The sequence below is a fragment of the Sphingobium sp. CECT 9361 genome, assembly GCF_918741285.1.
GTDB lineage: Bacteria > Pseudomonadota > Alphaproteobacteria > Sphingomonadales > Sphingomonadaceae > Sphingobium.
The window spans coordinates 1-12186 of sequence record NZ_CAKKNC010000013.1 but is presented as its reverse complement, the minus strand read 5'-3'; the positions used below and the strand labels follow the sequence as shown (position 1 = coordinate 12186).

The 12186-nt window shown below is 56.5% G+C and carries 6 protein-coding genes, 1 tRNA gene and 2 rRNA genes; 1 reads left to right on the top strand and 8 read right to left on the bottom strand.

Annotated features, from left to right (window positions below):
• From glgB to LQ220_RS16505, 5 genes are all read right to left on the bottom strand, one after another.
• Entirely contained in the window at positions 1-2166 is a 2166-nt protein-coding gene (glgB, locus tag LQ220_RS16525) for a 1,4-alpha-glucan branching protein GlgB (protein ID WP_230189237.1), read from the bottom strand.
• A 7-nt stretch (positions 2167-2173) separates the two neighbouring features.
• Entirely contained in the window at positions 2174-4657 is a 2484-nt protein-coding gene (locus LQ220_RS16520) for a glycogen/starch/alpha-glucan phosphorylase (protein WP_230189236.1), read from the bottom strand.
• A gap of 95 nt (positions 4658-4752) precedes the next feature.
• Positions 4753-5637, bottom strand: a complete 885-nt coding sequence (locus LQ220_RS16515) for an acyl-CoA thioesterase II (RefSeq protein ID WP_230189235.1) — start codon at positions 5635-5637, stop codon at positions 4753-4755.
• Between the two features lie 22 nt (positions 5638-5659).
• Positions 5660-6910 (bottom strand): serine hydrolase domain-containing protein, encoded by a 1251-nt coding sequence (locus LQ220_RS16510; protein WP_230189356.1) that lies wholly within the window; start codon positions 6908-6910, stop codon positions 5660-5662.
• A gap of 121 nt (positions 6911-7031) precedes the next feature.
• Positions 7032-7718, bottom strand: a complete 687-nt coding sequence (locus tag LQ220_RS16505; protein ID WP_230189234.1) for a hypothetical protein — start codon at positions 7716-7718, stop codon at positions 7032-7034.
• Positions 7719-8077: 359 nt separating this feature from the next.
• Here LQ220_RS16505 and maiA point away from each other — a divergent pair, with 359 nt between their 5' ends.
• Positions 8078-8719, top strand: a complete 642-nt coding sequence (gene maiA / locus LQ220_RS16500; protein WP_230189233.1) for a maleylacetoacetate isomerase — start codon at positions 8078-8080, stop codon at positions 8717-8719.
• Between the two features lie 156 nt (positions 8720-8875).
• On the opposite strand, the gene LQ220_RS16495 is transcribed toward maiA, so the two are convergent.
• The 3 genes from LQ220_RS16495 to LQ220_RS16485 form a co-directional block, all read right to left on the bottom strand.
• Positions 8876-8952: transfer RNA gene (locus LQ220_RS16495), tRNA-Met, on the bottom strand.
• Between the two features lie 111 nt (positions 8953-9063).
• A 5S ribosomal RNA gene (gene rrf / locus LQ220_RS16490) occupies positions 9064-9178 on the bottom strand.
• A 154-nt stretch (positions 9179-9332) separates the two neighbouring features.
• Positions 9333-12130, bottom strand: a 23S ribosomal RNA gene (locus tag LQ220_RS16485).
• Between the last annotated feature and the right edge of the window lie 56 nt (positions 12131-12186).

Genomic DNA, 12186 nt, shown 5'->3' with positions numbered 1-12186 from the left:
CTATTGTTCGTCGTCCGGTTCAAGCATGAGGGTAGCAAGCGGCGGGATAGTGATATGCGCCCATCCATCGTCGGCCGCTTCGACAACGCCGCCATTCCCTGCGCCGCTGCCACCATAATCAGATGCGTCTGTGTTCAGTATCTCCCGCCAGCGCCCGCCATGGGGCAAGCGCATGCCATAACCATGGCGGAGCAATGGCGTGAAATGACTGATGACTACGACAGGTCTGTCCCCCGGCGCGCGGCGCGTCCATGCGAAGACCGAATCCTCCGCGGCGTTCACCAGCAACCATTCGAACCCTTCGCCCTCACAATCGCGGGCGTGGAGGGCTGGCTTCTTCCGGTACAGCCGGTTGATGTCGCGAACGACCGATTGCACGCCCCGATGCGGTGCCTGATCAAGCAGATGCCAGTCCAGCGCGCGCTCCTCGCTCCACTCTGCGCGCTGCGCAAACTCCTGCCCCATGAACAGCAGCTTCTTGCCAGGATAGCCCCACATCATTGCGTAATAGGCGCGCAAGGTAGCGAACTTCTGCCAGTCGTCGCCTGCCATTTTGGTGAGCAATGAGCCTTTGCCGTGGACGACTTCGTCGTGGCTGAGCGGCAGAATGTAATTCTCGGCGAAGGCGTACAGCAGCCCGAACGTGATGTCATTATGATGGTGGCACCGATGCACGGCATCGCGCTGCAGATAGCGCAGGGTGTCGTGCATGAACCCCATGTTCCATTTAAATCCGAAGCCAAGGCCGCCTTCATGCACCGGATGCGACACCTTGGGCCAGCTCGTCGATTCCTCGGCCATCGTCATTACGCCGGTATCCATGCCGTACAAAGCACGATTCATGCCCTGAAGAAAATCGACCGCTTCCCAATTTTCCCGCCCGCCATCGGCATTGGGTATCCACTCGCCGTCCTTGCGCGAATAATCGAGGTACAGCATCGACGCGACCGCATCGACGCGCAGCGCATCGACATGATAGCGCTCCGCCCAGAACAGGGCGTTGTTGGTCAGAAAAGCCAACACCTCCCGCCGCCCGAAATTATAGATCGCGGTGTTCCAATCCGGGTGAAACCCCTTTCGCGGATCGGCATGTTCATACAGCGCGGTGCCGTCAAAATTGGCCAGACCATGTTCGTCGGTAGGGAAGTGCGCGGGGACCCAATCGAGGATCACGCCCATCCCGGCGAGATGCGCTCCGTCCACGAACCTCGCAAAGCCATCGGGATCGCCGAACCGCGCAGAGGGCGCATAGAGCCCAGTGGTCTGATAGCCCCAGCTTGGGTCATAGGGATGTTCGCTGATCGGCATGAATTCGATATGCGTAAAACCCATATCTGCGGCATAAGGAATAAGCCGATCCGCCAAAGCATCCCAACTTGGGAAATTACCGAACTCGTCACGTTGCCATGACCCGGCGTGCACTTCGTATATCGAAATCGGCTGACGGCGCGCATCGGCTTTTTTCCAGTGCGCGCGATGCGCAGTATCGGCCCAAGCATGTGTCGATGGTTCGGCGATGACGGATGCCGTCGCCGGACGGAGTTCCGAGCGGAAGGCAAAAGGGTCTGCTTTCAACGGAAGCACGACGCCATTGCCACTGATGATCTCATATTTATAGGCATGGCCGGGTCCGACATTCGGGACGAAGATTTCCCAGATCCCACTATCGGCGCGCAGGCGCATCGCGTGGCGGCGACCGTCCCATTGATTGAAGTCGCCCACAACGGATACGCGCCGTGCATTTGGTGCCCAGACCGCGAAGTGCGTGCCGACGGCGCCTTCATGGTCGATTAGGTGAGCACCCAGCTTGTCGAACAGCCGCAGATGCGATCCTTCGGCAATGTAGTAATCGTCCATCGGCCCCAGCACGGGGCCAAAGCTGTAAGGATCGATCACCGTGTAAGTCGTGCCATTGGCATAAGTCGCATTGTAACGCAGGGGTTGGCGCTTACGGATTGCAACCTTGCCTTCGAAGATACCGGCATCGTGAATGCAGGATAGCGCGCCGACCGCCTTTCCTTCTAGTGTCGAAGCCGACACACCGACCGCATCCGGCAGGAAGCAGCGCGCCAAAAATCCCTTGTCGGCGGCGTGCACGCCCAAAACGGCAAAGGGGTCGTCCTCCCGCCCCGCAACAAGCGCTCCAATCCGGTCCGACGTCAACACTCAGCGATCACGGCAGCACCTTCCAGATGTCCCTCGCATATTCACGGATAGTGCGGTCCGACGAAAACCACCCCATCCGCGCGACATTATATATGGCCTTAGACGCCCAGGCCGCCTTGTCGTTCCACAGAGCATCTGCCTTTCGTTGCGCCGAGGCATAACTGTCGAAATCTGCGGCAACCATGAACCAATCATGATCGTAAATGCCGCCGATCAGATCCGCATAGCGGTTCGGATCGCCGGGCGAGAACACGCCCGATCGGATGGCGTTCAACGCTTGCGACAATTCCGTGCTGCCTTCGATTACGTCGCGCGGGTTATACCCGTTAGCGCGCCGCTCCCCCACTTCCTCGGCCGTCAGACCGAAGATCAAAATGTTGTCCGCCTCGACATGATCGCGCATTTCCACATTGGCGCCGTCTAGCGTGCCGATGGTCAGCGCGCCATTTACGGCGAACTTCATGTTACCAGTGCCGGACGCTTCCATGCCCGCCGTAGAAATCTGTTCGGAAAGGTCCGCTGCGGGGATCATGATTTCCGCCATCGACACATTGTAGTTGGGCACGAACTGCACCTTGAGCAGCCCCTGCACCGCCGGATCGTGATTCACCACACGTGCCACGTCATTCGCCAGTTTTATGATGAGCTTTGCATTGTGGTAACTCGGCGCCGCCTTGCCGCCGAACAGCTTGACCCGTGGCACCCAGTTGCGCTCGGGATGCGACCGGATCTGATCGTAAAGCGAGACTGCTTCGATGATGTTGAGCAACTGCCTCTTATACTCGTGGATGCGCTTAATATGGATATCGAACATCGCCGATGGGTCGATGCGCGCGTTGATCCGTTCGCGCAACACCTGCGAAAGATGCTGCTTGTTGGCGAGTTTCACCGCCAGGAATTTCTCCTGAAAGGCACTGTCATGCGCAAATGCTTCCAGATCGCGCAGTCCTTCTGCATCGTCCATGAAACGGTCGCCAATGGCTTCGCGGATCAGGGAAAACAGCCCCGGATTGCACTGCATTAACCAGCGGCGGAACGTAACACCGTTGGTTTTGTTATTGATGCGCGTGGGGTAAAGCCGATGGAAGTCGGCGAACACCGTTTGCTTCATCAAATCGGTGTGCAAAGCCGACACGCCATTTATGCTGTGCGATCCGGCAAAAGCCAGATTCCCCATGCGAACCCTACGCTCGCCGCCCTCGTCGATCAGTGAAATCGTGCCGATGGCCTTGTCGTCGAACCCGCCTGCGCGACGTGCTTCAGCGAGCAAGCGGCTATTGACGGCGTAGACGATCTGCATGTGCCGTGGCAGCAGTCGCTCGAACAGCGGGACGGGCCAGCTTTCGAGAGCTTCGGGCAACAGCGTGTGATTGGTATAGCTGAACGTGCGTCGGGTTATGTCCCACGCTTCGTCGAAATCGAGACCGTGAACATCGAGCAGCAGGCGCATCATTTCGGCGACAGACACCGCTGGATGCGTGTCGTTAAGTTGGATCGCCGCCTTGTCCGGCAGGGTTTTTATATCGCCGAAATATTGGATATGCCGACGCACAATGTCTTGCAGCGAGGCGGCGGAGAAGAAATATTCCTGCCGCAAGCGCAGTTCCTGCCCCGCCGGCGAACTGTCGGCTGGATACAGCACGCGGGTCAGCGCTTCGGCGCGGTTGCTTTCCTGCAAGGCACCGACATGATCGCCTGCGTTGAAGCGATCGAGCAGGATAGGATCGATCGGCTGCGCTGTCCAAAGGCGCAATGTGTTGACCCGTTTTCCACGCCAGCCTGCAATCGGCGTGTCATAGGGCGTTGCGATCACCCGCTCGGCCGGTTTCCATACCATTTGATGCGGGCTTGCGTCCTCGTTCTCGGCTGGATCGACCAGCCCGCCAAAGCCGACTTCATAGCTGGCTTCGCGTCTTTCAAACTCCCACGGATTGCCATGCGTCAACCAGGTTTCCGGCAGCTCGACTTGCCAGCCATCGGAAATTTCCTGTCGGAACATGCCGTTCACATAGCGGATTCCATAACCATAAGCGGGCACATCGACCGTCGCCATGCTTTCCATAAAACAGGCCGCCAACCGCCCAAGACCGCCATTGCCGAGCGCTGCATCCGGCTCAAGCTCGGCGATCACGTCGATGTCCACGTTCAGCGACGCAAGCGCCTGCTGCATTTCATCCAGCAGTTCCATGTTGGATACTGCGTCGCGCATAAGGCGACCGATCAGAAACTCCAGCGAGAGATAATACACTCGCCGCCCCTGCTCCTCATAGGTTTTGTGCGTGGAGGAAATCCAGGAGTCGATCACCCTATCGCGGATCGAAAGGATTACGGCGTGGAGCCAGTCATGCGGTTGCGCCGCCGCTGCATCCTTACCCAACCGATAGGTCAGCCGCTCGACGATCTCATGCGCAAGGATTGCCGGATCGGACTGGCGCGGCGCCGGCTTCGGGAGAGCGGGTACAACGCCCGGATCCTGGGTCGAAAGGTTCATGATAGCGCATTCCCCCTGAGGACATTTATTACTGTACCCTCTCCCACCTCTTTCCGTGAAGATTGCACAGGAGGGACGTGCGCGCCAAGCGTTTCTTATGCCTTTACGCGCATCAGCCCTTCCTGCGTACAGCTAGCCACCAGCTTTCCCCATCGATCGAAGATCATGCCGCGATTATAGCCCCTTCCGTGACCCGACCAAGGGCTGTCCATCGTGTAGAGCAGCCAGTCGTCCACCGCGACGTCATCATGGAACCAAAGAGCATGGTCGAGGCTGGCGCTCTGCAACGCCGCCGACTGCAACCGCAATCCGTGGGGCATAAGGGCCGTGCCCAATAGCGCCAGATCGGTCGCAAATGCCAGGATAGCGCGATGCATATGTTGATTTGCCAAAACAGGCGCGCGCATCCGGAACCACATGTGAGATATGGGATCGGTTGCCTGGCTCTGGAAAAACGTCGGAACACCGACATAACGAATTTCAAACGGGCTTGGCCGGACCAGAAACCGATATTGCTGTTCAGACAGTTCATCGCGGCGCTGTCGCGCATAGTCTGCCAAGTCGTCTAACGACTCGGGTGGGGCCACATCGGGCATGGGAAGCTGATGCGTAAGCCCCGCTTCAGGCACCTGAAACGATGCGACGAGATTAAGGATGGGCTTTTCTTTCTGAATCGCCACGACCCGGCGATTGGAAAAGGTGCGGCCATCGAAGTCGGCCTCCACGCGAAAGTCGATTGGATAATCCTCATCCCCCGGCCGCATGAAATAAGCATGAAGGGAATGGACCAGCTTGTCGGTGGCAATCGTCTTCATTGCTGCCGCCAGCGCTTGGCCTATGACCTGGCCGCCAAAGATACGCCCAACGCCGCCCGGTCGCTGGGCGCCTCTGAAAAGATTGTCCGATAGCGGCGAAACGTCCAGCAAATGTACCAGACCTGCCACCAATACTTCCGGTGGAATAGGCGTTTTTTCAGTCATCGTTTAACGTATTCCTGCAAAATCAGGCGCGGCTATGGGCTAGCGCGGCATAGATAAGCGTTTTGAGTTCTCGTCGAATGGATATTGCGCTGGAAGGCATCACCTGCGTCATAAACACCGCAATGATGCGTTCAACCGGGTCGACGAAGAAAAAGGTCGAAAGCATCCCACCCCAATAATATTCGCCTGCCGAACCGGGCAGCATCGCCGTTACCGGATTCTGGGTGACGGCGAAGCCGAGACCGAAACCGATCCCCGCATTCTGACTTTCGCTGAACATGGACCGCGAAGCTCCTACCAGATCGCCGCCGCCGGGTAGATGGTTGGATGTCATCAGCGCGATGGTCTTGGGCGAAAGCAAACGGGCGCCATCCAGTTCGCCTCCACGCAGCAACATGCGGCAGAAACGATGATAGTCATGCGTCGAGGACACCAGGCCGCCCCCACCGGAATAGGATTTGAGCGGAACGCGCCAACGGCTGCTTTCACCCCGGTCGTACAAAGTGCGGACGCCCTGCCCGTCAATTTGCCATGCGTCCGCCAGGCGCGGCTGATGGTCTTGAGGGACTTCAAAGAAAGTGCTGTCCATACGGAGTGGCGCAAAGATGCAGCTAGCGAAAAACTCCGCAAGCGAAAGACCGGACAGCCGTTCGATGACTATTCCCAGAACATCTGTCGCGACCGAATAATTCCAGCTTGCACCAGGCGAAAACTCCAGCGGCAAGGCACCCAGAGCAGCGATATATTCTTCGGACGACCGTAATTGATGGAATACGTCGAGTTTCTGCGTTGCGTATGCAGCGTCGATGGGGCTTTGCTGCTGAAAGCTGTATGTCAGCCCGGATGTATGCCGAAGCAGATCGATCATCCGCATTGGCGCATCCGGTAACTCGGTCAGGAACGGTGCGCCGCCTTCGCCGCCGCTTACCCTAACGCGCATATCCGCGAACTCTGGCAGGATGGCATGAACGGGAGTGTCCAGCGCAACCCTGCCCTCTTCGACTAGCATCATGAAAGCCACGGAGGTGACCGGCTTCGTCATCGACGCAATGCGGAACAGGGCGTCCTCGGCAAGCGCTTCGCCATCGGCCTGCGCTTCGCCGAGACTGAAAAACGATACTATTTCCTCGTCACGAGACACCAGGAGCTGCGCATGCGGCAACAGCCCTGGACGGATATATCTATCGTCAAGATAGGCTTCGATCCGTTTGAGACGGGCGTCATCGAAGCCCGACGTCCGCTGCGACGTACTTAATTCCAAATCGTGTTGCATATCAGTCATATTGCCCGTCATGCCGATATGTACCTCGCTCCGTTTCCCTCGTTCATCGGCGGTTGCTAAACCATCGCGAATCTTCGGTAAAGCTAGCTCATGCCGCTGAGATTCCGAGCTATCAGGGTGCGGTGGCAATCCAAATGATATGCCGGGCGCCGCGACCGCTTCGGGTTGCCCGCACCACCTGTTCTTCCACGATGAAACCGGCATTTTTCAAGCGCGCGGTGAACATGGGGCTGGGGCCGGATGACCAGATCAGCAGCAATCCCCCGGCACGCAATGCCTTGCGCGCGCGTGCCAGGCCGATTGCACCATAAAGCCGGTCGTTGCTAGCCCGTGTCAGCCCGTCGGGACCATTGTCAACATCCAGCAATATGGCATCGAAGCTGCCCTCGGCATTATCGATCAGCACTCCAACATCCTGCTGCGCGATAGCAAGCCGAGGATCGGAAAGGCTATCGCCGAAAATCTCGGCCATCGGTCCTTTGGCCCAAGCGATCACGCTCGGCACCAGCTCGGCCACCACGATCCGGGCGTCAGCGGGCAGTGCATGGAGTGCTGCGCGTAAGGTGAACCCCATGCCCAGACCGCCGATCGCCATATGCACGCCCGTTTTGCCCGCCAGACGCGCACATGCAAGCGTTGCCAGCGCCTCCTCAGAGCTACTGAGACGGCTATTCATTAGTTCGTTGCCGCCGAGCATGATGGAAAACTCGTCGCCCCTGCGAAAAAGCTTAAGCTGACCGCCCCCTTCAGCAAAGGCTCCCGGTATTTCGGCAGTATCGATCAACACACGGGGAATCACGATGCGCCACCCTTTATGGTATTGGCAGGAATGGGGGACCATGCGGTCCAGTCGAGCGCCACGCCTACGCGATAGCAGTCTGGTTCTGCAATGTTCATGATGCAAATATCGGGATCAAGAAACGATACAGTCGCGCAGTCGCCCCAGCATGCTACGCCTTAACCATCCCCTGAGCCAGCACGCTGCGTACGCCAGATATGGCCTTCTCCTCCAATGTGCTAAGGTAGGGGATCTGCCAGTGAAATGCTGAGCGCTCTTATGCATGGAGACGATGTGACGATATATCAAATGTCCAGTGCAATTGGTATTGTCCCGGTTGGATTAGGCGAAAGCAGCAGATATACTGCGCGGGCAGAGCTATGATCCTTCACGGATATTGGCGGTCCACTGCCTCTTATCGGGTGAGGATCGCGCTCAACCTCAAGGGGCTTTCATATGAGCAGGTCACCCACGATCTGCGCCGCGGCGCCCAGCGCGATCCGGCGTTCCTGAAGCTCAACGCGCAAGGTCTGGTGCCAGCACTCGCGGCGGACGACCAACTCATTACTCAGTCACCTGCCATATTGGAGTGGCTGGAAGAACGTAACCCCGAGCCTGCGTTGCTCCCGGCAGGATCGAGTGATCGAGCAGTGGTTCGCACCATGGCCGCTGTCGTAGCGTGCGACATTCATCCCATAAACAATCTGAGGGTATTGAATGCGTTACGTAGCGAATTGGGCGCCGACAATGCCGCTATAACCCGTTGGATTGCACGCTGGATCGCTGAAGGCTTCGAAGCCTTGGAACTGATGGTTCTCCAAAGCGGCCGGGGCTTCGCGTTCGGCGATCGACCGACGCTTGCCGATTGCTATATTGTACCGCAAATGTATTCGGCTGAACGGTTTGGTGTGCCCACAATCGCTTATCCCAGCCTGATGGCGGCGGTCGAACGCGCACGCGCCTTACCCGCTGTCGCCGCTGCGCATCCTGATCTTCAACCGGATGCGGACTTAACGATTTAGTGTTTTCAATATCTTATTGAATCATCCTGGTGGGATTGTCTACGCCAATTGGCCTAAGCGGTCCACGATGCCAGTAGCAGATAAGAATCATGGTATCCCCCGGACCTATTGGTACGGGGGTGGATGGTATGTGTGATGTTGTGTTTTATTGAGAGCTGGTTGCGGGAGTAGGATTTGAACCTACGACCTTCAGGTTATGAGCCTGACGAGCTACCGGGCTGCTCCATCCCGCGACACTGGGTTTGATCCTCAAGCTCTTCCAGTTAGAAAGCTACGAGGTGTAGGTTTTTGTCATCATGAATGGGTTTTGATCCGAACGTTTACGTTTATGCGCCTGCTTCAATGCCTGGCGACGACCTACTCTTCCAGTGCTTGAGCAATAGTACCATCGGCGCGGTCTGGTTTCACGGCCGAGTTCGAGATGGGATCGGGTGGGTCACAGACGCTATGGTCACCAAGCAATGAAGCAGGCGCATAAGCGTAATTGGGTTCGGGTTTTAATCGATGCCGTGCACAATTTGTATATAGACCTGTTTATCGGGCTGCGAAGATTATCCTTATCACCGTCGACGACGTTACTGGTTGGACCAGCATTGTCATTGATGGTGGGACTCTCAAGCGCGAAAAGAGCAATTAGGACTGGTTAGCTCCATGCGTTACCGCACTTCCACATCCAGCCTATCAACGTGGTGGTCTTCCACGGCTCGATGAAATCTTATCTTGAGGGAGGCTTCCCGCTTAGATGCTTTCAGCGGTTATCCCGTCCATACATAGCTACCCTGCTGCACTCCTGGCGGAATGACAGGTACACCAGAGGTATGTTCAACCCGGTCCTCTCGTACTAGGGTCAACTCCTCTCAAATTTCGACGCCCACGGCAGATAGGGACCAAACTGTCTCGCGACGTTCTGAACCCAGCTCACGTACCACTTTAATTGGCGAACAGCCAAACCCTTGGGACCTGCTCCAGCCCCAGGATGTGATGAGCCGACATCGAGGTGCCAAACGATTCCGTCGATATGAGCTCTTGGGAATCATCAGCCTGTTATCCCCGGCGTACCTTTTATCCGTTGAGCGATGGCCCTTCCACGAGGGACCACCGGATCACTATGACCGACTTTCGTCTCTGCTCGACTTGTCAGTCTCGCAGTCAGGCGGGCTTATGCCATTGCACTCTAACAGACGGTTTCCAACCGTCCTGAGCCCACCATCGCGCGCCTCCGTTACTCTTTAGGAGGCGACCGCCCCAGTCAAACTACCCGCCACAGAGGGTCCCTGCACCGGATAACGGTGCGAGGTTAGACATCAGAAAACAACAGGGTGGTATTTCACCTAAGGCTCCACGACAACTGGCGTCATCGCTTCAAAGCCTCCCACCTATGCTACACAGTTCTTTCCTAATGCCACTCTGAAGCTGCAGTAAAGGTGCACGGGGTCTTTCCGTCTAACCGCGGGTACTCCGCATCTTCACGGAGAATTCAATTTCGCTGAGCATGTACTGGAGACAGTGGGGAAGTCGTTACGCCATTCGTGCAGGTCGGAACTTACCCGACAAGGAATTTCGCTACCTTAGGACCGTTATAGTTACGGCCGCCGTTTACTGGGGCTTCAATTCAGAGCTTGCACTCCTCCTCTTAACCTTCCAGCACCGGGCAGGCGTCAGACCCTATACGTCGTCTTGAAGCCGACTTAGCAGAGTCCTGTGTTTTTGCTAAACAGTCGCTACCCCCTGGCCTGTGCCCCCCACAAAAAGTTGCCTTGATGTGGGGCCTCCTTCTTCCGAAGGTACGGAGGCAATTTGCCGAGTTCCTTCAGTACACTTCTCTCAAGCGCCTTGGTATACTCTACCATCCCACCTGTGTCGGTTTAGGGTACGGTCTATAATGGAGGGGCTATTTCCTGGGACAACTTCCCTGCCTGGATCAATCCGTTAAGACCAGACAAGTTACGCCATCCGTCACACACCTCCAGGCCCACGAATATTAACGTGGTTCCCATCGACTACCCCCTTCGGGCTCGTCTTAGGGGCCGGCTTACCCTGCTCAGATTAGCTTTAAGCAGGAACCCTTGGGATTTCGGCGACAGTGCATCTCACACTGTTTATCGCTACTCATGTCAGCATTCGCACTTCCGATACCTCCACGACCCATTACCAGATCGCTTCATCGGCCTACGGAACGCTCCGCTACCGCGTGATCGTAAACGATCACACCCTAAGCTTCGGTACGTATCTTTAGCCCCGTTACATCTTCGCCGCAGGATCTCTTATTTAGACCAGTGAGCTGTTACGCTTTCTTTAAAGGATGGCTGCTTCTAAGCCAACCTCCTGGTTGTTTTGGAAATCCCACATGCTTTCCCACTTAGATACGATTTGGGGACCTTAGCTGTAGGTTAGGGCTGTTTCCCTTTTGACGACGGACCTTAGCACCCGCCGTCTGTCTGCCAGACTAGACTCGTTGGTATTCGGAGTTTGGTTAGGTTTGGTAGATCTCGCGACCCCCTAGCCCATCCAGTGCTCTACCCCCAACGGCAATCATCTGACGCTCTACCTCAATAGATTTCGCGGAGAACCAGCTATTTCCCGGCTTGATTGGCCTTTCACCCCTAAACACAACTCATCCGATAATTTTTCAACATTAAACGGTTCGGACCTCCAGTGCGTGTTACCGCACCTTCATCCTGGTCATGCCTAGATCGCCGGGTTTCGGGTCTAATACATCGAACTCAGTCGCCCTATTCAGACTCGCTTTCGCTGCGCCTACACCTAACGGCTTAAGCTTGCTCGATACATTAAGTCACTGACCCATTATGCAAGAGGTACGCGGTCACTCCTCAAGGGAGCTCCCACTGCTTGTAGGCATTCGGTTTCAGGTACTGTTTCACTCCCCTCATCGGGGTGCTTTTCACCTTTCCCTCACGGTACTGGTTCGCTATCGGTCATGCACGAGTATTTAGGCTTGGAGGGTGGTCCCCCCATGTTCAGACAGAGTTTCACGTGCTCCGCCCTACTCAAGTCCTGATGTTTCATTTTCGCATACGGGGCTGTCACCCGCTATGGCGCCACTTTCCAAAGGCTTCTGCTAATTAAACACCAGGCACTGGCCTGGTCCGCGTTCGCTCGCCACTACTAACGGAATCTCGGTTGATGTCTTTTCCTCCGGGTACTGAGATGTTTCAGTTCTCCGGGTTCGCCTCACCAAAGCCTATTTTATTCAGCTTAGTGATACCCTCCCCATTTAACCCCGCTCCTGATCACTCAGGGTCGAGATTAAATGGTGAAGGTGGGTTGTCCCATTCGGAAATCGTCGGATCAAAGCTTGCTCACAGCTCCCCGACGCTTATCGCAGCGTGCCACGTCCTTCATCGCCTGTGCATGCCAAGGCATTCACCAAATGCCCTTACCTCACGCTTGAGAGTCCACACCACCAATGACAACACTGGGCAGATACAAGGCGAACCTTGCGTCTA

Bases quoted from the DNA above. Each gene is read 5' to 3' on its own strand.
- LQ220_RS16520 (WP_230189236.1), bottom strand. From the start codon at position 4,657: ATGAACCTTTCGACCCAGGATCCGGGCGTTGTACCCGCTCTCCCGAAG.
- LQ220_RS16515 (WP_230189235.1), bottom strand. From the start codon at position 5,637: ATGACTGAAAAAACGCCTATTCCACCGGAAGTATTGGTGGCAGGTCTG.
- LQ220_RS16510 (WP_230189356.1), bottom strand. From the start codon at position 6,910: ATGCAACACGATTTGGAATTAAGTACGTCGCAGCGGACGTCGGGCTTC.
- maiA (WP_230189233.1), top strand. From the start codon at position 8,078: ATGATCCTTCACGGATATTGGCGGTCCACTGCCTCTTATCGGGTGAGG.